15 protein-coding genes, 1 tRNA gene and 4 pseudogenes are annotated in these 23,793 nt (G+C 53.0%); 12 read left to right on the top strand and 8 right to left on the bottom strand.

What is annotated here, in order from left to right; translation table 11 throughout:
* Positions 1-101: 101 nt before the first annotated feature.
* Positions 102-1,008 (bottom strand): annotated as a pseudogene (locus ACX1CU_RS14720) (LysR family transcriptional regulator).
* A 99-nt stretch (positions 1,009-1,107) separates the two neighbouring features.
* Here ACX1CU_RS14720 and ACX1CU_RS14725 point away from each other — a divergent pair.
* The 8 genes and pseudogenes from ACX1CU_RS14725 (at position 1,108) to uhpC (ending at position 8,102) form a co-directional block, all read left to right on the top strand.
* Positions 1,108-1,740, top strand: a complete 633-nt coding sequence (locus ACX1CU_RS14725; protein ID WP_459399033.1) for a glutathione S-transferase — start codon at positions 1,108-1,110, stop codon at positions 1,738-1,740.
* The gene (locus tag ACX1CU_RS14730; protein ID WP_459399034.1) at positions 1,737-2,657 is read left to right on the top strand and encodes a pyridoxamine 5'-phosphate oxidase family protein; all 921 of its coding nucleotides are present in this window, start codon (positions 1,737-1,739) and stop codon (positions 2,655-2,657) included. Before ACX1CU_RS14725 ends, ACX1CU_RS14730 begins: the two co-directional genes overlap by 4 nt.
* Before the next feature lie 331 nt (positions 2,658-2,988).
* On the top strand, positions 2,989-3,210 hold the full coding sequence (locus ACX1CU_RS14735; RefSeq protein WP_459399035.1) for a YdcH family protein: 222 nt from the start codon (positions 2,989-2,991) through the stop codon (positions 3,208-3,210).
* 301 nt (positions 3,211-3,511) lie between these two features.
* Positions 3,512-4,300: a DgsA anti-repressor MtfA gene (gene mtfA, locus ACX1CU_RS14740; RefSeq protein WP_459399036.1), complete on the top strand. Its 789-nt coding sequence runs from the start codon at positions 3,512-3,514 to the stop codon at positions 4,298-4,300.
* Between the two features lie 93 nt (positions 4,301-4,393).
* A tRNA-Asn gene (locus ACX1CU_RS14745) sits at positions 4,394-4,469 on the top strand.
* 372 nt (positions 4,470-4,841) lie between these two features.
* Positions 4,842-5,179 (top strand): annotated as a pseudogene (locus ACX1CU_RS14750) (response regulator transcription factor).
* Between the two features lie 3 nt (positions 5,180-5,182).
* Positions 5,183-6,724 carry an MASE1 domain-containing sensor histidine kinase gene (locus tag ACX1CU_RS14755; protein WP_459399037.1) on the top strand — a complete coding sequence of 514 codons (1,542 nt, stop codon included), beginning with the start codon at positions 5,183-5,185 and terminating at the stop codon, positions 6,722-6,724.
* 88 nt (positions 6,725-6,812) lie between these two features.
* Positions 6,813-8,102 (top strand): annotated as a pseudogene (gene uhpC / locus ACX1CU_RS14760) (MFS transporter family glucose-6-phosphate receptor UhpC).
* 95 nt (positions 8,103-8,197) lie between these two features.
* Here the strand turns inward: uhpC and ACX1CU_RS14765 are convergent.
* Positions 8,198-9,577: an IS4 family transposase gene (locus tag ACX1CU_RS14765; protein ID WP_459399038.1), complete on the bottom strand. Its 1,380-nt coding sequence runs from the start codon at positions 9,575-9,577 to the stop codon at positions 8,198-8,200.
* 164 nt (positions 9,578-9,741) lie between these two features.
* Between ACX1CU_RS14765 and ACX1CU_RS14770 the strand changes: the two genes are divergently transcribed.
* The 3 genes from ACX1CU_RS14770 (at position 9,742) to fbpC (ending at position 14,005) form a co-directional block, all read left to right on the top strand.
* Positions 9,742-10,773 (top strand): ABC transporter substrate-binding protein, encoded by a 1,032-nt coding sequence (locus ACX1CU_RS14770; protein WP_459402821.1) that lies wholly within the window; start codon positions 9,742-9,744, stop codon positions 10,771-10,773.
* Positions 10,774-10,842: 69 nt separating this feature from the next.
* The gene (locus ACX1CU_RS14775; protein ID WP_459399039.1) at positions 10,843-12,921 is read left to right on the top strand and encodes an ABC transporter permease; all 2,079 of its coding nucleotides are present in this window, start codon (positions 10,843-10,845) and stop codon (positions 12,919-12,921) included.
* A gap of 25 nt (positions 12,922-12,946) precedes the next feature.
* The gene (gene fbpC, locus ACX1CU_RS14780) at positions 12,947-14,005 is read left to right on the top strand and encodes a ferric ABC transporter ATP-binding protein (RefSeq protein ID WP_459399040.1); all 1,059 of its coding nucleotides are present in this window, start codon (positions 12,947-12,949) and stop codon (positions 14,003-14,005) included.
* A 79-nt stretch (positions 14,006-14,084) separates the two neighbouring features.
* On the opposite strand, the gene ACX1CU_RS14785 is transcribed toward fbpC, so the two are convergent.
* A complete protein-coding gene (locus tag ACX1CU_RS14785) occupies positions 14,085-14,993 on the bottom strand; it encodes a pepsin/retropepsin-like aspartic protease family protein (protein WP_459399041.1) in 909 nt (302 codons plus the stop codon).
* 334 nt (positions 14,994-15,327) lie between these two features.
* Here ACX1CU_RS14785 and ACX1CU_RS14790 point away from each other — a divergent pair.
* Positions 15,328-16,707: pseudogene (locus tag ACX1CU_RS14790) on the top strand (IS4 family transposase).
* A 44-nt stretch (positions 16,708-16,751) separates the two neighbouring features.
* On the opposite strand, the gene ACX1CU_RS14795 reads toward ACX1CU_RS14790, so the two are convergent.
* From ACX1CU_RS14795 to tssH, 5 genes are all read right to left on the bottom strand, one after another.
* Positions 16,752-18,167 carry a VasL domain-containing protein gene (locus tag ACX1CU_RS14795; protein WP_459399042.1) on the bottom strand — a complete coding sequence of 472 codons (1,416 nt, stop codon included), beginning with the start codon at positions 18,165-18,167 and terminating at the stop codon, positions 16,752-16,754.
* A 9-nt stretch (positions 18,168-18,176) separates the two neighbouring features.
* Positions 18,177-18,611 (bottom strand): type VI secretion system baseplate subunit TssE, encoded by a 435-nt coding sequence (gene tssE, locus ACX1CU_RS14800; protein WP_459399043.1) that lies wholly within the window; start codon positions 18,609-18,611, stop codon positions 18,177-18,179.
* Between the two features lie 3 nt (positions 18,612-18,614).
* The gene (gene tssJ, locus ACX1CU_RS14805) at positions 18,615-19,148 is read right to left on the bottom strand and encodes a type VI secretion system lipoprotein TssJ (RefSeq protein WP_459399044.1); all 534 of its coding nucleotides are present in this window, start codon (positions 19,146-19,148) and stop codon (positions 18,615-18,617) included.
* 210 nt (positions 19,149-19,358) lie between these two features.
* The gene (gene tssA / locus ACX1CU_RS14810; RefSeq protein WP_459402822.1) at positions 19,359-20,951 is read right to left on the bottom strand and encodes a type VI secretion system protein TssA; all 1,593 of its coding nucleotides are present in this window, start codon (positions 20,949-20,951) and stop codon (positions 19,359-19,361) included.
* A gap of 141 nt (positions 20,952-21,092) precedes the next feature.
* Entirely contained in the window at positions 21,093-23,759 is a 2,667-nt protein-coding gene (tssH, locus tag ACX1CU_RS14815; RefSeq protein ID WP_459399045.1) for a type VI secretion system ATPase TssH, read from the bottom strand.
* Between the last annotated feature and the right edge of the window lie 34 nt (positions 23,760-23,793).

Raw genomic sequence — 23,793 nt, forward strand, 5'->3', positions numbered from 1 at the left:
ATCGCCGATATAAAATTAAAATTTCCGGCAATAAGTTTTACCCGTGAAACTTATTGCCTTTATTTTTCGTTTCATCCATGAAACACGAAAATAAACTCTGATTAAAAATGCTGTGGTCGAAGTTGCGTTAATTGACTGAGATGTTGGTAGGCATAATCCCAAAAGGTACGAACCTTCAACGGCATCCATTGCACGTTATTCGCCACCAGTTGTACCGGCATCGGTGCAGGTTCGTATGCCGCCAGTAACCGTACCAGCGTGCCAGCTGCCAGATCGTCCGCTACCTGATAAGACAATAGCCGGGCAATCCCCTTACCTGCCCGCACCGCCAATAACTGTGTTTCGACTTCGTTTAACAATAACCGTGGCGTCAGCCGCACTCGTTCACTGTTTTCCCGCAGCCCAAAACGCCATTCACGCATTGTCGTGTGCAAGGTACCTACGATAGTGTCATGATCCGCTAACTCCGCAGGCACCTGGGGGGCTCCGCGCTGTGCCAAATACGCCGGGCTAGCCACCGTCACACGCGTTACCTCACCCAACTTGCGTGCAACTTTGCTGGAGTCTTGCAAATAACCGATGCGCACCGCAACGTCTAACCCTTCATCCACCAGGTCCAGATTACGGTCGTTAAGTTGCATCTCGATCTGAATCTGCGGGTAACGTTCAAGAAACGCCATCACGACCGGCGCAACATGCTTACGCCCGAACTGCACCGGGGCGGTGATACGTAGCAAACCGGTCAACTGTGTTTCTGTGGTGCCAATCAGCGCATCCTGATAGTCCTGCAACAATATGCGAGCACGCTCCACCAGCCTTAACCCCGCCTCGGTCGGTGCCAAACGCCGAGTCGTACGCTCCACCAATCGCGCCCCAAAGCGCTGCTCCAATGAAGCAATCGCCCTGGTGATCGCCGATGCGGAACGGTGCAACTTGCGAGCCGCTCCGGCCAAACTGCCGTGCTGGATCACTGCCACAAAGATTGCCAATCTCATCTAAACGGTCCATGAATTATTCCAATATATGAAATTATCAATTTCCATCTTCCCGGATTCTCTTCAGGTAGCGCAAGAGTATTCTGGTTGCACATCAAACAGGAGAAATATCATGCAAAAACTGAAGTTGTACGGCCTACCCATATCCGGCCATTGCCACCGTGTAGAACTGTTGCTGCGTATGCTCGATCTACCTTACAAATATTGTCAGGCTCCCGCAGAGATCCGCTCTAGCGATGCTTTTCTCCGCCTCAATCCTTTTGGCCAGATCCCGGTATTGCTTGATGGCGATAAAGTGCTCACCGACAGTAATGCCATATTGGTTTATCTGGTAAAGCGTTATGCGCCCGGCAGCCACTGGTTGCCGGAAGAGCCTTGGGCGGCCGCTCAGGTGCAACTCTGGCTTGGCAAAGCCGCAGGAGAAGTGCGTTACGGCCCCGCATCCTGCCGAATGGTAAAACAGTTCTCTGTCGCAGAGGATTACCAGAGCGCACTCACCATTAGCGAACGCTTTTTGCCACAGTTGGAACAACACCTTACCCACAGCGAGTTTTTGGCCACCCATCAACCCACCATAGCCGATCTGGCTTGTTACAGCTATGTGGCGGTAGCACCGGAAGGCGGTGTTTCTCTGGAGCCTTACCCCGCGATCCAACGCTGGATACGACAGATTGCCGGGTTACCAAGGTTCTTCCCCATGCCGGCATTACCTTTGCCAGAACCGGCTAACAGGCCAAGCAAATGACGCAATCTCTATTTCACGCCGGTGAATTACGGGCACAGGCGCTGGCAGGTTTTGACGCTGTCAGCGGCAGTATTTACTCAGCAATGCCCACTCAGCATCGTGAATTTTTTGCTCAACTGCCTTACCTGTTTGTTGCGACGCTGGATAAACACCATTGGCCAGTTGCAACCGTGTTCAGCGGCTTTGCCGGGTTCCTGCGAACGCCTGATGATACACATCTGCGTATTATCTCACCCCGCCGGTTAGATGACCCGGCGCAAGCCGCGCTGCAAGTGGGCCATCCCGTAGGGGCATTGGGGCTCGATTTCAGTAACCGACGGCGTAACCGCGTTAACGGCACGATCAGCCGTATGGACAAAAATCGCGTTGAGATTGAAGTGCATCAAAGCTTTGGTAACTGCCCGCAATACATTCAGCGGCGTGAACTTTTCCCGGTGCTCCCTGGCCCGTCGCCGATGAATATGCTCAGCGAATTGGATCACCAGGCGCGCAAAATGATCCAACAGGCTGATACCTGTTTTGTTGCCAGCTATGCACAGAACGATTCACCACAAGGTGGAGTGGATATTTCGCACCGCGGTGGCAAACCGGGGTTTATCCATCTTGATGGTGAAACCCTGTGGATACCGGATTTTCGTGGCAATCGTTATATGAATACGCTGGGAAATTTGCTGGTGCAACCGCGTGCAGCACTGCTGTTTATCGACTTCGAACAAGGGGATATTTTGCACCTGCAAGGAGAAACCCAGATCCTATGGCAGCCGGGGAAGATAGGTGTGGAAGGGGCCGAACGTTACTGGCGTTTTGATGTGGCCCGTGCGTGGCGATTGCCGCAAGCCTTCGCCTGGCAGGGTAAACATGTCGAGTTTTCCCCAGCAACGTTAGGTACGGGAATCTGGCAAAAAACTCAGTTTTGAGAAAAACTAAAAATAGATTTATTTCGCTATATTGGTTTTAAAATAAGCTCCATTGCAGAGTCTACTGCTGATTTTTAGCGGGGATTTCCGGTTTGAAAAGTAATATGCTCTGCGGATGAGATCGATAACACATCAATAACCCAATGATAATTAATAGTAAATATCACTCCTTGATACGGCAACCAGGCCATGCGCCAAGAGCCATGGCTCTTGGCATAAAAATCATACAATAGCCTTTTGCTCAGTAGTGCCATTCCAAAAAAATCTGGAGTGCGCTAAGGTTAAGGCGGAGAAACCTCCAGTGTACAGTTCTACTCAAAGGAGCTTGAGTATGTTTCCTGAATACCGTGAATTAATATCGCAACTCAAATCAAGCCATCCCCGCTTCCAGTCGTTGTTTGAAAAACACAATCAGCTTGACCATCAAATCTCCAGATTAGAAGGGCCTTCTGGCACCGGATACTGTGATGAAGTCGTTAAGCTAAAAAAGGAAAAACTGCATATCAAGGATGAGATACATAAAATTCTGAAAGCAGAGAATACAACGAAGTAACGCATGCCGATCCCCGCTCTGCTGCGGGGATCTCCATACCTCTTGCCACCCATTCACTGCGGCTGTTACGCTCACTCAGAATCGTCAAGCAGAGTCAGTATCAGCACTTGTCTTGTATGCTCAGGCTTTGGGCTGCTTTCTTCGGGACGTTGGTCACAGACAAACTTGATTGTAAGTGATTGAATAATGGTGGGGAGCTCCCGTATCTCTCCGTACAGTGCCTGCTACCGTGCCCCCTGTTTGCGGCATCTTGGCAGAGTCAGCCCCAGCCTAATTTCCAGTGACTTTTACGAGCAATGCGATGATTAAATGGCCGTGGAAAGCGCATCAACCGCAAGCGGAAACATTTGCCCAGTGGCAGGAAGCACTGGATATTCCCCTGCTCTCCCCTTTAGATGAAGATGAGCAGCGGCGTTTGGTTGCCGTCGCAAGTCAGATCTTGCAAAACAAACGTATTGTGCCGCTGCAAGGGCTGGAATTGACGCCTTTGATGCAGGCGCGTATTGCCTTGCTGTTTGCTTTGCCGGTGATGGAACTGGGGGCGGAATGCCTGGACGGTTTTAATGAGATCCTGCTTTATCCCACCCCTTTTATCGTGGAGGATGAGTGGCAGGATGACCTAGGTCTGGTGCATTCCGGGCCAGTCGTGCAATCGGGGCAGAGTTGGGAACAGGGGCCTATCGTGCTGAACTGGCTGGACGTGCAGGACTCTTTCGATCTTTCAGGTTTCAACCTGATTATTCATGAAGCCGTGCATAAACTGGATATGCGCAATGGCGGCACCACAACGGGTATACCGCCTATTCCTCTGCGTGAGATTGCTGCTTGGGAATATGACCTGCATGCGGCAATGGAAAATCTGCAAGATGAGATAGATATGGTTGGCGAAGAAGCCGCCAGCATGGATGCCTATGCTGCCAGCGATCCGGCAGAGTGTTTTGCAGTGCTGTCTGAGTATTTCTTTAGCGCGCCAGAGCTGCTGGCAAACCGTTTTCCGGCCATCTATGACCACTTCCGCCGCTTCTATAAACAAGACACGCTGGCACGTTTGCAACGCGGATATACCGATAGCGAGACCCACCCCCACTGAGCTTGCTCAGATGATGAGCAGTCACACCGTTACGAGCAATTTAGCGTTGACACACCCTGAGTGGCTGGATATGATGCGCCCCGTTCACACGATTCCTCTGTAGTTCAGTCGGTAGAACGGCGGACTGTTAATCCGTATGTCACTGGTTCGAGTCCAGTCAGAGGAGCCAAATTAGAAAAGCCCGCTTAGGCAACTAAGCGGGCTTTTTGCATTTTGAACACGACGCAAGGCCGACCAGAAGACAGACACCTTGCGTCTTATCGCAGATATCTGTTTTCCAGTCGAAATAGCCAAACTAGCGCCATGGATTTCTGACAAAGTCCGTGGCGTTTTTTTATATCAGCGTATTCCACATTATCACGCTGAATGCCGATAACTGTTCTATCAGGCACCAAAAACGCGAGTCGTCCCTGAATTCTCCCTTAACTGCGGACCATTACAAGGCTGAATTGTTAACTCCCTTCCATTTTGCAGCGCAATGGTTGCCCCCAAGCCTTTTCCTGCGCATGATGCAGCAAACTACATAATTTGTTACAGGCTTATGATTAACGTTGCTCTGATCGATGACCACGTGGTGGTTCGTTCTGGATTTGCCCAATTACTGTCGCTGGAGAGCGATATTCGCATTACCGGGCAGTTCGCGCCCTGCGTCACACGCAGCAACCGCCGAAAGAGCTACAGGTGCTCACCCCACGCGAGAAAGAAATCTTCGACTTACTGGTCAATGGCATGAGCGTTAAAACCATCGCTCAACAGTTAACCTTAAGCCACAAAACAGTGCAGGTACATCGTGCCAATATTCTCGGTAAACTACAGTGCACCACAACCATCGAGTTAGTGCACTTCGCCTTGCAGCATCAGTTGCTTACCGGGAGCTAGCCGGTGCCGTTGATCCTACGCCGCCTAGCGCTTTCCTTATTTCTGGTGCTGTTTTTTTCCCTCAGTTGGCTAGCACTGTGGACCATCAGTCTGCATCTTACCCAAGACAGCCTGCAAGCCACGCTGCTGTTACCTCAGGGGCTACGGCTGGCATTATTAATCCTGCTGCCTCGCCGCTACTGGCTGACACTGTTAGTGGCAGAAGGGGCGATACTGCTGTGGCTAAATAACCAGCAGCTGTTGAACGCCCACCTGATGCTGGCCTTGCCTTGGTTAAGCCTGCTACCCGCCTGGTGTACTCAGCGGCTTTGGTACCGTTATCACCAATACTGGCAACGGCTATCGCTGTTACTGGCCGCCATTAGTACCAATACGCTGTTATATGGGCTGCTGGCTGGCCCCTGGATGGCCGCCCCGCTCAGCCAGACATTGCTGACCTCTTTTACCGGTGGCGTACTGCTGGTGCCTTTTATCTATCTGATTCACACCTATCTAAAACAGCAGTTGGTTACCACCATGCCAGCCCCCCATCCCCTCACTCCACAGATCCGTACCTCTCTACTACTGTGGTGTTCGCTGTTTTTCACTATGGGTATTTGTGCACAAGTGGCCATCGCACCAGAAATGGAGCGTCTGCTACTGATTTTCATCTTCCTGCCTAACGTACTGATGGCCTATCTGTTTGGTTGGCAAGGTGGCGTCTTGGCGGCTCTGTTTGGCAGCATACTGATTACCCTCACCCGCCAGGCGGGCGGCGCCTTTCAAGATCTGCGCGAATTGGAGTTGTTCCTTTCAACCCAAGCGCTATTGGGGATTGGTTTAGGCATCGCCATCAGCCGCCAGCAGCAACTGGCGCAAAAGTTACAGCGCTACCGTCAACAGCTGGAACGCGAACTGGCGGCCAAACGGCATCTGATGGAACGGCTCGTTGCTACCGAGGAAGAAACCCGCAAGGGCATCGCCCGCGAATTACATGATGAGATCGGCCAGAATATTACCGCTATACAGATCCAGGCGATGCTGGTTAACCGTAGCGCCACCGCTCCGGCAACCCGTCTGGCCGCGGAGCTAATCGACACCCTTTCACAACGTATCCACCACACCACTCGCACGCTGTTACGGCAATTACGCCCACCGGTATTGGAAGAGATGGCATTCGACAAAGCGCTAAGCCACTTGGCCAATGAGTTTGCCTTTGCCGAACAAGGAATTGATTTTTACCTCGACTATCAATTGCCTGAGCCCCCAACCGACAAAACACTGATATTCACGCTTTATCGCGTGGCGCAGGAGTCGCTCAATAACATCAGCAAGCACGCCTGTGCGAGCTATGTTCGCCTGCGCTTAACCCAAAGCGACCGGATGATCACGCTCGAAATACGTGATAACGGCCAGGGCATGCCGCCTCAAGCCAACAGCGGGTTTGGCCTGCTCGGTATTGAAGAGCGGGTACGTGCTCTCGGCGGGGATTGGTTGCTTCAACGCGGCAACGGTACCCGCGTAATTGTTAACTTACCCACAAAATTGAACGAAACCCTCTCCTGACTAGGAATAAGTCTTAGGCCTCTACAACCTTGTCTCATCCATTCCCGTTATTCACTCTTTACACTGCGTCCATTGTCCAGAGGAACCTATGACATCGGCCACGTTAACTGCAGAACAAATCAGTGCCCGCTATCGATATTGGCGGCCACGCCTGATGTTTTCGATGATCGTCGGCTATGGCGCGTTTTACCTGACGCGTAAAAGTGTCAGCTACGCCATGCCGGTGATGCAGCTCGAACTGAATCTGGACAAAGGTGATATCGGCCTGTTGGGCACGCTGTTTTATCTGGCTTATGGTGGTTCGAAGTTTGTTTCTGGCATGGTCAGCGATCGCAGCCAGGCACGGTGGTTTATGGGCGTGGGGCTGTTCATCACCGGGCTTTTGAACATTCTGTTCGCCTTTTGCCATTCACTGACGGCGCTGTTGCTGGTGTGGACCTTAAACGGTTTCTTTCAAGGCTGGGGATGGCCACCCTGTGCCAAATTACTCACCAGTTGGTACTCGCGTAACGAGCGTGGCTTCTGGTGGGGAACCTGGAATACCTCGATCAGCCTGGGAGGTGCCGTGGTGCCATTGCTGTCTGCTTTTATGGCCTCGAACTACGGTTGGCAATCAGCCCTGTTGCTGCCAGGGGTGATCGGCATGCTGATTGGTTTATAGCTGTGCTGGCAGTTGTGTGGCAAACCACAGCAACAGGGATTACCGAGCGTTGGCAGTTGGCGGCGCGATCCGCTGGAGCTTTGGCAAGAGCAGCAAAGCCCACCAATGCCGATGCGGCAGATGCTGTATGACACCATTTTACGTAACCCGACCATCTGGTTGCTCGGTGTCTCCTACATCTTGGTGTACTTGATACGCATTGCGCTGAATGACTGGGGCAATATCTGGCTGGCAGAAAGCCATGGCGTGAATCTGATGAAGGCCAATGCCACCTTATCGCTGTTTGAATTGGGCGGGTTATTTGGCGCTCTGTTTGCCGGTTGGGGATCGGATTTGCTGTTTCGCGGCCTGCGTGCGCCGATGATCCTGCTGTTCTCTTGTGGATTGTTTCTGGCGATGACCGCCTTATGGCTGGCCCCGTTACACCACTACGGATTGCTTTCCGCTTGCTTTTTCAGCCTTGGTTTTTTTGTGTTCGGGCCACAGATGTTGATTGGTTTGGCGGCTACGGAGCACTGCCATAAAGATGCGGCAGGCACCGTAACCGGCTTTCTCGGCCTGTTTGCCTATCTGGGCGCAGCGTTGGCCGGTTGGCCGCTCGCTCAGGTGTTACAGCATTACGGCTGGTACGGTTTCTTTGCCGTGCTGGCGCTGGCCGCCACCTGCGTAGGCCTGCTGTTAATGCCGATGCTGATGGCAGGGCAAATGCGGCAATAACGGCAGCCTGTTTTAGCTGATGCGCAGGGATGAGGCCTTTGATCCGGTGATTTCTGTACCCCCTCACTCTCCCCTCAAAAAAGACTGTCTCTTGATCAGATCTCCTGATCAAGAGACTTCGCCAGTTTATACCCTTCGACGATATCCTGAAGCTTGAACCATCCCTCCCACATCACTACCCATCCTGCTCGTCCCGTCCGTTTACTGTCATACCAACGCCCCAGCTTCGCCAGATTCAGGTACGCCCACTTCACACTCGGCGGCCTCTTCGGCAACGTTTTACCTTCCTGTTTCACCCACAGCAACTTCCATTCAAGTGGACTCAGTACCCGTTCACAGCTTGCATTGAGCGTCTCTTCACTCAACCCGCCCTGGCGTAACGACAACACCCGCACCGCTATAAAGCTCAGGATGACGATCATTCGCTCCAGATTATTTCGCGTTTGCATCCGTAGCTGTTCCACCTGCGTTCCACCGCTTTTCCACGCTTTATGGTATTCCTCTATCAGCCAGCGACGCTCGTAGTAACTGATAATCACCCGGGCTTCTTCCGCTGATGTGACTTTTTCTGATGTCAGAAGGTGCCAGCACGCTCCGTCTTCTCCTTCTTCACGACAGCAGATATACGTCAGTGGGACGGTATTTTCTTCTGACGTACTCCCCGGCATTTTGAGTTCGACCGAGCTATAGCGGATACTCATTTGTGCCTCACGCGCAGCACGTCCGCCTTTCTGGACCACATTCAGTCGATAACTGCCTGCTTCTGTTAGCGTTTCTGGCAACTCCAACAGCTTCTCATTGTGTCCACTTAGCAACCGGTTCTGAGCTGCTCGAACGATGAAGCGCTGTTTATTTTTCGTTTTATAATCAAGGTAATGCCAGATATCCGCTTCCCGGTCACAGACGGAGATAACGTGTGCTTGTGTGTCACCGAGACGCTGTGCCGTTCGTTCAGATGCCTGTTGCCATTTGTAACTCTCTTTCTCTTCATAAGGCACGTGTTTACGTTGGTGCTTTTTACCGTATTTGTTCGCTTCACGGCTCCAGCGATGCTGGTCGATGAGCCCCAAGAACAGTGCGTGCTCGGGAGCATAAAGCAGGACGGTGTGGGCTAACAGGCCATGCGTATTCTTGCTGGTTGTCGTATTTCCCAACTCGTCATACGCGGTGGTGTGAGCGAAGTTAATGGAGGTGGTGTCTTCCAAAGCAAGTAGCAGAGTGTGCGTCTTGGCGGCCATTGCTGTGGCGTTGAAGCCGGCCTCGGCAATGGCATCGGGTGAGACGTTGGGATTGCGGATCAGACGATAAGCCCCTTCAACTTCAGCGGTGGTTTGGGATGATTTCACAATAGAAAGTCCTGTATTTTTAGCCAACGAGGCAGTGAATTTGACGAGACGCTGAGTTCGCCGATAGTCGCCAAGTTGAGCGAGCCCAAAAGTGTCATTAGCCCATGAATAACAATCAGAAAGCACCATACTAAAAACCGAAGAAGAGGAGAATATAAAGAGAGATCAACAGGCGGGGAGAAAGTTCAAAAACTCCCCGGCGTTTGCGCCGGGGAAATGTGTATAAGAGACAGCAAAAAAGAGGGGGAGCGAATGAGTTCGTTTTACCCTACAAAAACAAAAAGGACATCATGATGAAATTAACACCTTTGAATACCCTCTTGGCCACCGCTCTGGCACTGGCTACGCTGGCAGGAACCGCACGGGCTGAAGGACGCCTGGTAATCTATTGCAGCGCCACTAACGCCATGTGTGAAGAGGAAGCTAAAGCCTTCGGGGAAAAATACAGCGTCAAAACCAGCTTTATCCGCAATGGTTCCGGCAGCACACTGGCCAAGCTGGAAGCGGAGAAAAAGAATCCGCAGGCCGATGTCTGGTACGGCGGCACGCTGGATCCCCAATCGCAAGCGGGTGAAATGGATTTGCTGGAGCCTTACGCTTCTCCAAATCTGGCACAAATCATGCCGCAGTTCCGCGATCCGGCCAAGCGTAAAGGCAACTACTCCTCGGCGGTCTATATCGGCATCCTCGGTTTTGGTGTCAACAACCAACGCCTGAAAGAAAAGAATCTGCCGGTGCCTAAATGCTGGAAAGATTTGACCAACCCGATCTACAAAGGGGAGATCCAGATCGCCGACCCGCAAAGCTCCGGCACGGCCTACACCGCGCTGGCCACCTTTACTCAACTATGGGGTGAAGATGCAGCCTTTGATTACCTGAAGCAGCTTAACAGCAATATCTCGCAGTACACTAAATCCGGCATCGCCCCGGCTCGCAACGCCGCACGCGGAGAAATCGCCATCGGCATTGGCTTCCTGCATGACTATTCACTGGAACAAGAGAAAGGTGCCCCGTTAACGCTGGTTTCACCTTGCGAAGGCTCCGGCTATGAAATTGGTGGCATCAGTATCATCAAGAATGCCCGCAATATGGAAAATGCCAAACTGTTCGTTGACTGGGCGCTATCTAAAGAAGCCCAGGAGCTCTCCTGGAAGAAAGGCCAGTCTTACCAGATTCTGACCAATACCACGGCAGAAACCTCACCTAACTCGCTGAAATTGGATCAATTGAAACTGATCGATTACGACATGGATACCTATGGAGCATCCGATATGCGTAAGAAACTGATTTCCAAGTGGGTGAGTGACGTGAAGATGGGCAACTAACCCAGTGCTACCCAGATCGGGCGTGTTTATCACCACGCCCGTCTCATTTTAGTTAATCCGGGGAATATCATGTCTGAAGCCATTACCTTGCGCGCTGCGCAGGGACGGGATCCTATTTTCTACTGGCTGCTGCTGGCACTGGCCGGTTTTGCCCTGCTGCCCTCTTACAGCCTGGACTACGGACTGCTGGAGGCCACACGTGAAGAACTGCTGGCCGCTTATGGATGGTCGCATAGCGGCCTGGCGTTGGTGTGGTTTGCCGCACCGCTGCTGCTGATTTTGCGCCGGGCACTTACCGCTGGCCGCGAGCAGCGCACCCGCCACCTGTTTGACGCCGGCTACGCGCTGGCCTGCGGGGGGCTGGTATTTATCACTGCCGCCTTAACCGGCACCGGTATGGGATTCGCCACGCTGCCACTCCTGCTGGCGTTGGGTGCTGTGATCACCCTGGCGCTTTCCAGGCTGGAGTGGCTGGGGGGAGATCGTTTCGTGCTGGGCTCACTGGTGGCGGTGATTGCGCTCATCACCCTGTTTATCATTTACCCCAGCATCGCCATTTTTATCCCGATGTTCACCGATGAAGCCGGTGCCTTCGCTCCATTGGGATTTATGCAGGTTCTCGGGCAAGCCCATATCCTGCAAGTGATCTGGAACTCCTTCCTGTTATCTGCTGCGGTGGGAATGGGTTGTACCTTCTTCGGTATGGTGCTGGCGATTTATACCACGCGCATTGCCCGCCGTTCTGCGCTGATTGGCCGCATCTTTTCGATCCTGCCGATCGTCACGCCGCCCTTTGTCGTCGGATTAGGCGTTACCCTGATGATGGGGCGGTCCGGCTACATTACCGAGTTTATGGTTACCTGGTTCGGCCTGACCAATACCAACTGGCTGTATGGCTTTACCGGTATCTGGCTGGCGCAGGTGCTGGCCTTTACGCCAATGTCATTTATGATCCTCGACGGTGCCATCAAGACCATTCACCCTTCGCTGGAGGAAGCCTCTTACACGCTGCGTGCCAACCGTTTTCAGACCTTCACACAGGTCTTCTTGCCACTGTTGAAACCCGCGCTGGCCAACTCGTTCCTGATCGTTATCGTCCAATCGCTGGCTGACTTCAGCAACCCGTTGGTGCTGGGCGGCAACTTCGACGTGCTGGCGACGCAGATCTACTTCTACATTACCGGCGCACAGCTTGATTATCAGGCCGCCAGTACCTTGGGGGTGATCTTACTGTTGTTCTCATTGTTGGTGTTCTGTGTGCAGTATATGTGGATCGGTAAACGCTCCTACGTGACCATTTCCGGCAAATCGAACCATGGCGACGTGCAGCCTTTGCCAAATCTGCTGGTGTGGGGCGTTTCACTGATGCTGTATGTCTGGATCGCCTTCAACCTGTTGCTGTACGGCAGCATTTTCTACGGCAGCTTTACCGTCAACTGGGGGGTGGATTACACCCTGACGCTGGACAACTTCAGCAAGCTGTTCGGCCAAGGATTCAGCGATGGCGCATGGCCTTCTCTGCTCGATACCTTGCTGTATGCCGGGATTGCCGCCCCGATTACCGCCATCTTTGGTCTGCTGATTGCCTACATCGTGGTGCGCCAACAGTTCCGTGGCAAAAAGGTCATCGAGTTCAGCACTATGCTGTGCTTCGCAGTGCCGGGTACCGTCGCCGGGGTTTCCTACATTCTGGCGTTCAACAGCGCGCCGGTTTACCTGACGGGTACCGCAGCGATAGTGATTATCTCCATGGTGATGCGCAACGTGCCGGTAGGGATCCGTGCGGGTATCGCCGGTTTGGGGCAGTTGGACAAATCGCTGGATGAGGCTTCGCTCAGCCTGCGCGCCGGCTCACTGCGCACCGTGCTGTATATCCTGCTGCCACTGTTGCGCCCGGCGATCCTCTCGGCGCTGGTTTACAGCTTTGTGCGCGCCATGACCACCGTCAGCGCCATTATTTTCCTGGTAACGCCAGATACTCGTGTCGCCACCTCCTACATCCTTAACCGGGTCGAGGACGGTGAATATGGCGTAGCGATTGCCTATGGCTCGATTCTGATCGTCGTGATGCTGGCAATTATTTTCCTGTTTGATGCCCTGGTTGGAGAAGCGCGGGTGGCGCGCTCCAAAGCCCGGAATGCTGCCTGATACGCGGCACATAAGGATGAACAACATGTCTGACAATCAAGATAAAAAACCCTTTGTTGAACTGAGGAATGTCGCCAAACGCTTTGGCAACAACACCGTGATCGGTGATTTGAGTCTGGCGATCCCACGTGGAGATATGGTCACCCTGCTTGGCCCTTCCGGCTGCGGAAAAACCACGGTATTGCGTTTAGTCGCCGGGTTGGAAAAACCCAGCAGCGGGCAGATCTTTATTGATGGCGAAGACGTGACCGATCGCTCCATTCAGCAACGTGATATCTGTATGGTATTCCAGTCCTACGCGCTGTTCCCGCATATGTCGCTGGGGGATAATATCGGTTACGGTTTGAAAATGTTAGGTCGCCCCAAGGCCGAAATCCGCGATCGGGTACGTGAAGCGCTAATGCTGGTCGATCTGGAAGGTTTTGAAGAACGCTATGTCGATCAGATTTCCGGCGGTCAGCAGCAGCGTGTAGCCTTGGCGCGAGCGCTGATCCTGAAACCCAAAGTACTGCTGTTCGATGAACCTTTGAGTAACCTTGATGCTAACCTGCGCCGTAGCATGCGCGAGAAAATCCGCGAGTTGCAGCAACAGTTCAATATCACCTCTCTGTATGTCACGCACGATCAAAGCGAAGCCTTTGCCGTTTCAGACAGCGTGCTGGTGATGAACAAAGGGGAAATCATGCAGATCGGCGCCCCGCAGACGCTGTACCGCTACCCTGCATCGCGTTTTATGGCGGGTTTTATGGGGGATGCCAATATATTCCCGGCTACGGTCACCAGCAACGGCGTAGAGATCTTCGGCTATCAGGTGCCACGCCCGCACGGTTTTGCCTCTGGGTTACAGCAATGCACGGTCGGCGTACGCCCCGAAGCAATTACTCTCAGTCAGCAGGGGGAACCCAGCCAACGCTGCACCATCAGCAAAGTGGCCTATATGGGGCCGCAATATGAAGTGCTGGTGAATTGGCACGAACAGTCACTGTTGTTGCAGGTTAACGCCACCCAACTACAACCGGAACCGGGGGACAGTTATTATCTGCAAATCCATCCGTTCGGCATGTTTATGTTAGCTGACGAGTAAGCACCGCAGTCCCCCGCGATATAAAGCGGGGGAATTCAGCGCAATGAATGCCCGCTATCAAATATTATCCCCCTCAACTTCACTCTGGGGAACGGTTGTCTTTAATCAGTAATCTCTGGCCAGGGAAATCGATAAGGACTACGAAGTTTTTGAAGAAATTATTGCCAATCAAACCATCCGTTTCCATATGCTCAAATGCTCCGTCTAGCAGTACCGCATTCAGCTTGATATTTTCTGTGCCCAACCCGTCAAGTTTAAACTCAGTTGCCTCGCACCCTTTATTGTCCATTTCTAGCATCACGGTCTGGCAAGAGAGGCGAGTAAATGAAGATTTAAGCCTATCTTTCCAAAAAACCGATACCGATGCACCGGTATCCAACACCATGTTGTAGCGCTGCAAACGCTGCGAAACATTGACCACAATGCCTTCTTGCGTAAGCTGTAGCGGCAAGGCAAGCCAACCGTCTGATACGTTAACGTTCAATGCTTGGACATCATCAGCCACTGACAAATTCTGGCCTTTATAATCAATCAGCACCGCCTTTCCCTTGAATAAGTCCAAGCCAATGACCATTGACGTAGGGATATGCCCATTGGGAATTAAAACCATCCCCCAGGGGGTTAACGACACCCCTTTAACATCCTTAAATAGCATGCCATTGATCGAAAGCTGTGGAATGTGGAATCGGTCATTAAGAAAGATCTTGCCGGTCAGGTCTGTGGTGCGCTCTTTTTCAGGATCGATGATCAACCCAGACAGTTGCGCCATAAGGTCTTTCGATAAATGCAGAGCGATAGATGACCCCGTATCGATCGAAAACGTCTGGCGTTTCCCGTCGATGTCAACCTGGGTTACCGGTAGAGACGTGTCATCCAACTGAAAAGGAATATGCATAACCTTTTCGGTTGCGTTGACTGCTAATGAGATCGCTGAAAATAACAGAACGACTATCATCGCCGTAATGTGCCTATCCAGTAAAACATGCATGCGTGTTTTCCAATTCAGAGTGCCTGCGGGGTCAAAGTACCTTATCCACTATAGCGGTCATTGTCAGACCCTGAGCGGCAAAAACTCTGGTGGCCTTAAAAATGGTGATGCTATCAGGTACAACCGATGAAACTGGCAGATGGTCAGTGAATGTCAGATTGAAAGGATTAAACGCGCAAACTGGCTGGCAGAGCCGAGGAATATTAAGACGCGCACCCCTTCCGCTTGAACTGTCTCTTATACACATTTCCCCGGCACAAACGCCGGGGAGTTTTTGAACTTTCTCCCCGTCTGTTGATCTCTCTTTATATTCTCCTCTTCTTCGGTTTTTAGTATGGTGCTTTCTGATTGTTATTCATGGGCTAATGACACTTTTGGGCTCGCTCAACTTGGCGACTATCGGCGAACTCAGCGTCTCGTCAAATTCACTGCCTCGTTGGCTAAAAATACAGGACTTTCTATTGTGAAATCATCCCAAACCACCGCTGAAGTTGAAGGGGCTTATCGTCTGATCCGCAATCCCAACGTCTCACCCGATGCCATTGCCGAGGCCGGCTTCAACGCCACAGCAATGGCCGCCAAGACGCACACCCTGCTACTTGCTTTGGAAGACACCACCTCCATTAACTTCGCTCACACCACCGCGTATGACGAGTTGGGAAATACGACAACCAGCAAGAATACGCATGGCCTGTTAGCCCACACCGTCCTGCTTTATGCTCCCGAGCACGCACTGTTCTTGGGGCTCATCGACCAGCATCGCTGGAGCCGTGAAGCGAACAAATACGGTAAAAAGCACCAACGTAAACACGTGCCTTATGAAGAGAAAGAGAGTTACAAATGGCAACAGGCATCTGAACGAACGGCACAGCGTCTCGGTGACACACAAGCACACGTTATCTCCGTCTGTGACCGGGAAGCGGATATCTGGCATTACCTTGATTATAAAACGAAAAACAAACAGCGCTTCATCGTTCGAGCCGCTCAGAACCGGTTGCTAAGTGGACATAATGAGAAGCTGTTGGAGTTGCCAGAAACGCTAACAGAAGCAGGCAGTTATCGACTGAATGTGGTCCAGAAAGGCGGACGTGCCGCTCGTGACGCACAAATGAGTATCCGCTATAGCTCGGTCGAACTCAAAATGCCGGGGAGTACGTCAGAAGAAAATACCGTCCCACTGACGTATATCTGCTGTCGTGAAGAAGGAGAAGACGGAGCGTGCTGGCACCTTCTGACATCAGAAAAAGTCACATCAGCGGAAGAAGCCCGGGTGATTATCAGTTACTACGAGCGTCGCTGGCTGATAGAGGAATACCATAAAGCGTGGAAAAGCGGTGGAACGCAGGTGGAACAGCTACGGATGCAAACGCGAAATAATCTGGAGCGAATGATCGTCATCCTGAGCTTTATAGCGGTGCGGGTGTTGGCGTTACGCCAGGGCGGGTTGAGTGAAGAGACGCTCAATGCAAGCTGTGAACGGGTACTGAGTCCACTTGAATGGAAGTTGCTGTGAGTGAAACAGGAAGGTAAAACCTTGCCGAAGAGGCCGCCGAGTGTGAAGTGGGCGTACCTGAATCTGGCGAAGCTGGGGCGTTGGTATGACAGTAAACGGACGGGACGAGCAGGATGGGTAGTGATGTGGGAGGGATGGTTCAAGCTTCAGGATATCGTCGAAGGGTATAAACTGGCGAAGTCTCTTGATCAGGAGATCTGATCAAGAGACAGTCCGCTTGAAAGGGGTGGCCTACGGGAAAGTCTTTATTTAGCGGGTGCAGTCAACAAAGCATAGCGATTCAACAACTGCGTTAGCCTGCTGTCGATCTGGGTTTGCAGTCCAGGCGAAACTTTGCCCGCACGCTGTTGCTCTTCAAATTGGCGCAAGAGCTCTTCCAACGGCGGCGTGCGATTCATTGGCTGTTGCACGGCAAACACAACCGACTTCAGTTCTGAAACCGTCATGTAACGACCACGCTGCTCGTCCAGCGAATTCAGCTTGTCCGCCAACTGTTGCAGGCGGGTTTGCGCCTGATGCCAGTCTTCCATCGCGTTTTTTGGCAACGCTTGTGCTTCGCGCTGCTGATGCCACTGTTCCGCTAGCTGTTTTACCTGCGGGCTCGCAGGCCAAAGTGCGTGCAACTGTTGCACCAGGACGTTGCCATAGTTCAGCGCCCAGAGAGGAGACAATGTTTCCAAACGTAGCAGCTGTTCACTACTGGTTTGAGCCATATTATCTTCAAGCCTGGCCAATTCAGCACGATGGTCCGCTTGCTGAAGCTTTGCCAATTGCCCCGGCTCCAACAACACGGGCAACGGCCTGACCATATTCTGCAAGACCTGTTCAGTGCCAGACACCCGAAGAGAAGTAATCCCCCACCAGGTGCCAGCCCCAACCAGCATACTGAGCATCACCCCAGCCAAAAAACCGTGCCACATCTTCCAGCGAGCGGGAACGGGAGCGGGGGTAGGTTCAGGCTCCGGCTCGGGAGCAGGTAATGGTGCCGGAGGGGGTGTAGGTGCAGGGGGCGGCACCGGCGCTGACTCTTTGATGATATAGACCAACGGCGGTGATGCCGCACTTTCCTGCTGGAACGCGCCTTCCGGCTCAATCCGAATTTCAGTCGCCTGTGAGGTTGCGGTAGCGGCTGACTCAAGGCTTTCCAGCCGCAGTGCGGCGTGATGCATCTGACTGCGCAGGTTATCCAGCTTGCTGAGATGTTTCAGATCCAGGCGTTGTAACACGTAGCACACATGCTCCAGCACCTTTTCAATACGGTAAATCTGTGCCAGATCGCCATACTGGAATTCCTGCGTGCGCAACACCTGCTGCAAGCGAGCAACCAGCCATGCCAGAATCTCTACCCTGGCGTGGGTTTGTTGCGGCCAAAAGACCGGCCACTGGTGCGTGAGCAACCCATCAATCAGCTGCAACCCTTCATGGATACCAGACAACCCAGAACGTTGCGTGCGTGCCAGCGTAAACCACGCGACCGTTTGCAGTTCCACGCCATTTTGCCGGAACAATGTCATGCAGAGTTGTTCAACCTTGCCCCATTGTACATCCGGGCGCGCCGGGTGACTCAGCTTGGCGATTTCCTCTTTCAGCGTTGCGAACTCCGCCAGAGTACGTGGATCGCCACCGGTTTTGATGCTGTTTCCTGATGATAATGCGCTCATTCAGTTACCTTATTCCATACGCTGTTGTTTTTTTAGATGCCGAACCAATACTCGCCCCTCTGGCGCAAACTCAGTGCCGTAGCGCACCAGCCCTACCCCTTTCAATTCGGCATCAATGGCATAGTTCAAATGCCCGGGCTGAGTCTCGGGCAGCAGAATAACCCTGATGCTTTTCAGCCGTGGCTCATATTTCAGCAAAGTATGCGAAAGCGTGGTCATCAGCGTATGCGCCGTGCCGGGCATCCCCTGCAATATTTTGCTCATATCCGGCAAACCATAATCAGGCAGATGGCTAAGCGTGCCCGCCCGACAGTTAAGAATGCGCTGCATGTTATCGAGTACCGAGAGGATCACCTGGTCCTCTTCACTGACCTGGTTCAGGCCCAGCTCACCAGAGAAATTGCCGGTGAGCATTTCATACAGGGAAGGATTCAATGAGGTCATGGGTTAATCCTTCAGGGGTATCAACGTCAGGCCTTTACTCAGCTCTAACGTGCGGGGTCTATCTGGATCAAGCTCTTCGCGCGGTATCACATAGCGCCAATTATTTTTAGTCAGATCCGGGGCGCGGAATAACCCTACGACGGCGACAAAATTCGCTTCTTTTTCCAGGGGCATATCCAGGCTGGCAGAGCCACCGGGTTTAACCACCACTTCACGGCTGGCCAACAGATCGGCTTTGAGTACATCATCGCCCCTCAGCAGCAGGCTTTGATAGTCAGCTTTTTCAAAAGCTTTACGATCACGTAGCTGATAAATGCGCACCACCGTCGGTAATGATGTACTGTCATCCTCAGCCGTGTTAAGCGCGGCACGAGTAGCAAAATCAAGATGCAATGTTTTGATCTGTTTATAAAATATTGAACTGGCAACAGACTTGGTGCCTTCAGCAACCTTTTGCGTCAGGCCACAACCCGTCAACATCAATACCAAAATTACGCCTGACACTAATTGCGCGGGTTTAATAGCGATATTTAACATCAGAAATCTCTCTACTGACGGTGTACTCTAAATAATTCGGGTTGCAGGAAGGCGGCAAGCTCGCGAGGCCCCAGCAGCATAGATCACTATGTGACTGGGGTGAACGAGCGCTGCCAACGCACATGCAACTTGAAGTATGACGAGTATATTCGGGGTAAATCATGCCCCTGCAAGCACCAGCACCTCTATATGCTCTTTTGCCGCGTTTCACTAACCACACAATACGGCAGCACGTGCCGGATCGATGGCCACCAGCCCACTCAGCAGCAGTTCCATCTGGCGAGCCAGTTCGGCTTTATCTGCGTCACCGCGTTGTGCTTTCATGCGCAACAGCTTCAGCCGCCGGGCCTTCACTTCAAACATCAGTGCAGGTTCCCACTGGCTCAGCGTAAAGAGCTCCACCGGGCCATCCAGTTCACTCAGCAAATGCAGCGCCATCTCATTCTTGCCGTATTGCTCGGCAACGCGCGCCATCAACAGCCGCAGCAACCAGCGTTGACGATGCGTGTGGATCCCTGGGCGGCCAGCCAACCAGCCCAAAGCCGCCTCGATACCATCACTGTCTGCCTGGGCAAGTGCTTCCGGTTCCAATGCCAGGATGTCGCTATCTTCGCCCGCTACCGTTGCGGCATTCTCTGGCAGCCAGGTAGAAGAGCTCCCTTGCACATGCTGCTCGATCCACGCCACAGTAACTTCATCGGCGAAGGGTGTACCATCGGCATAGGCCAGCTTTTCCAAGCCCGGTAAACGTTCCAGCAGCATTGCCAGATCGTTTTTGATTATATCTGCCCACAAATCATAAGGATGGCCATACTTGCTCAGCCCTTGATAGGTATACCATTGCAGATCAAGCCAGAAATGATTCACCCCTTCGGCAAACATGCTTTCCGTACGCTCCAGCAATTCGCCCCAACTTTGTTGCAGGTAAAGGCGCTTTAACTGGGCGCGGTATTCGGTACGCGGCGCCACCAATCGAGTCAGGCCAGCGCTGTCTTGCGGAGGGAGCTGATGCACAGTGTCCCAACGGACGCTTTTCATCAATCTTGAACCGGAAAGCCACCCTTGCGGCTGTTCGCGCAGATAACGTGCCAACTCTTTCGCCTGATCCAGCAGATCGCGTCCGGATTGCACCTGACGCAGGCTGGGTAAATCCTGCTGCCGAACCTGCGTAGGCGTGCTTTCTTGTGCTCCGCTATTTTGTGGCACCAGCGCATCCATGCCGCCCGACTGGGCCAACCGGTTATCCAGCGCGCTGTAGAGCCCAGCAAATGAAGGCCGATCCTGTTCCGGCCAACGGCTGAAGGCATGATCAAGCAATGCCAGCGCGGCTACGGCGCGTTCGAAATCGGCTTTTTCGATTTCCGGGTAACGCATCAGGCTATCTTGCACCTTGCCGCCAGCCAGCCATTCCAACGCCACTTTCCGGCTGTTGGCGCGCGAGGGTAACAAGGCTTCGCCATATTGATCAACCAACCCGGCCAACAGCGTTAACCCGTCTGCCAGCCCGGCTTCGCCATCACGGTGCAAACGCGCCCACAGGTAATAAGTGACCACCCGCACATCTTTGCAACTGGTGGTCAGCAGCTTCTCCGCCAATTGGCAAATCAGATCGGTGTCTGCGCCTGAGAGCTTATTCACCTCTTCGCGCATGCGCTGAAAATCGTCGTCATAACCCGGATCGTCGCCAACCGGCGCATCTGCTGCGATAGGCTCCAGCCAACGTTGCCACAATGCGGCGGCCTGTTTGGCTTCATCCAGCACGTCACGATCTTTAAAACACGCGGCGACAAGTTGTGTCAGCATCATTCCACCTCCGCTGTGAGGTCATCAATTGTCGGGGTTGCCGGTGTTTTACCACTGACATCAAACATCTTGCTCGGCAAAGTAAAACCTCGTCGTTTCAATAGCGCCAGTAACGCAGAAAAGAGTTAGCCATATTGAGCATCACGCGCTCTGCACACTGTTCGGATCGTCAAACGCCAGCGTAATACCCTCTTCATCGTTGTACCCCAACAGCAGGTGTTGCGGTTTCTGATGCTGTGCCAACTGTTGTAACAACTGCTGGCTCAATACCGGCAGGATCTGCTGATTCAGCAGGCTGTCAATGTTCCGCGCACCGCTGTCTGGCAACAGGCAGGCAGCCACCAGCGTATCGTACAGACTCTCTTCAATAGTGCAGTTCAACCCATAGTGACGTTGCAGACGCTGCGCGACCTGTTCGAGTTTCATTTCCACGATATTGCGCAATGCCGACGCGGCCAGAGGGCGGTAAATCACCGTTTGGAAACGGGCCAGCAGCGCGGGTTGGAAGTGTTCACGCAGGATCGGACGCAACAGTTCATGCAAGGTGGCATCCGGCGCTTCTGGTTGCTCATCCAGCAGTTGCATAATGTGATCGCTGCCCATATTGGCGGTCATCAGGATTACCGTGTTGCGGAAATCGATCTCACGGCCTTCGCCATCACGCATAAAGCCACGATCGAACACCTGGTAGAACATGTTCAGCACATCACGGTGGGCCTTCTCTACTTCATCCAGCAACACCACGCTGTATGGGCGCTTGCGTACCGCTTCGGTAAGCACGCCACCCTGGCCGTAACCGACATAACCCGGTGGTGAACCTTTCAGCTGGGAAACGGTATGCGCTTCCTGGTATTCCGACATGTTGATCGTGATGAGTGCTTTTTCGCCGCCAAACAGGCTATCTGCCAACGCCAGGGCCGTCTCGGTTTTACCCACGCCGCTCGGGCCGACCAGCAGGAATACGCCTAACGGGCCATTCTCTGGCGTAAGACCGGTTTTAGACGCTCGGAGGCGTTGAGCCAATGCCAACAACGCGGCATCTTGGCCAACTACACGTTGCCCCAGATTCTGCTCCAGTTGCAGCAGGTTAGTTTGCTCATCTTTCAGCAAGCTGCCCAACGGGACCCCGGTCCAATCGGCAATCACCGTCGCCACGGTACGGGCGTCCACGTCCAGTGACAGTAAACGAATGTTATTTTGCAGCTCATTCAACTGCTGTTGCAGTTGCGCACGCTCCACCGAACGGCTGAGATCCTTGCGCAGCTCCAGTAGCTGCTGGGTTAACGCTTTTTCTTGCTGATACTGCTTTTCCAACTCGACCTGCTGCTTTTGCAGCACATCGCGCCAGTCGGTGATATCGGCCAAACGGGCCGGATCGGCATCGGAGCTCAGCACCAGATCCTGTTCAATGGCCTGCTGTTCCATGTCCAGCGCCATCAGTTCAGAGTTGACCTGCATCAACGGCTGCGGCTTGGTATCCAGGCTCATGCGCACCCGTGCGCTGGCGGTATCCAGCAAATCAACCGCTTTATCCGGTAGTTGACGCCCCGTAAGATAACGGCGCGACAAGGTCACCGCGGCTTTTACCGCTTCATCGGTGATATGTACACCATGGTGCTTGGCATAGCGATCTTTCAGGCCACGCAGCATCAAACAGGCTTTCTCATCATCCGGTTCGTCCACTTTCACCATCTGGAAGCGGCGTTCCAATGCTGCATCACGCTCAAAATACTGCTTGTATTCCGACCAGGTGGTGGCGGCAATCGTGCGCAGCTCGCCACGCGCCAGCGCCGGTTTAAGCAGGTTGGCCGCATCGGCGCCCCCCGCCTGATTACCTGCACCAATAATGGTGTGCGCTTCATCAATAAACAGCAGGATGGGGTTCGGCGATTGCTGCACTGCGGCAATCACGTTTTTCAGGCGTTGCTCAAACTCCCCTTTCACACCGGCTCCTGCCTGCAACAGCCCCAGGTCCAACGTGCGAACGCTGACCGTTTTCAGGCTGTCCGGCACGTTACCTTCGGCAATGCGCAAAGCCAGTCCTTCAACCAGTGCCGTTTTACCCACACCAGGTTCACCCACCAGAATCGGGTTGTTTTTACGCCGACGGGAAAGGATATCCACCATCTGGCGGATTTCGTTATCACGCCCGAATACCGGGTCAATTTCGTTGGCCTTGGCTTTGGCGGTGATATCCTGTGTGAACTTGTCCAACACCGCCAGCAATGCTTCATTGGGCAGTGGTGAGGAAACCAAAGGATCCGCCACAGACTCTGACTCTTGCTGAGGCAAAGCAGAAGGATAGCGCCCCAGTTCAGCCTGTTGCTGTAATTCCGGGCGCTCATCGGATTGTGCATCCAGTAAAGGACGCAGACGCTTTAATTGACCTGGGCTCAGGCTCAATAGCGGCCACAGGCCATCGGTAGACAGCTGCGAAGGCTTTGCCATCAGCGCACCCAGCAGGTGAACGCTGCGAATTTGCTGGGCATCTTCATCCAAAGATGCCGCCAGCCAAGACTGCTTGATCAGGTTCAACAAGGCGACCGAAAGATGTGGGCGGCTACGGACCGAGCGTGGCAAAGTATCAAGATTCGCTAACAGCGATTGCCACACTCCGTCCATATCCCACTCATAGCGGCGCGCCAGTACGGTAATATCCCCCTCTCCCAACTCCAACAATTTGAGCAACCAGTGTTCAATGGTAATTTCCGCGTGGGCACGGGTCTGGCACAAGGTCGCCGCAGCTTCCAAGGCCTGCGCGCAATGAGAATTTAACCGGCGTAATAAAATAGCTGACTGATTTTCCATAGTTCCTATCCCTGTTTTCCCGTCATGCTCGAAC

It is taken from the genome of Serratia sp. D1N4 (genome assembly GCF_054552755.1).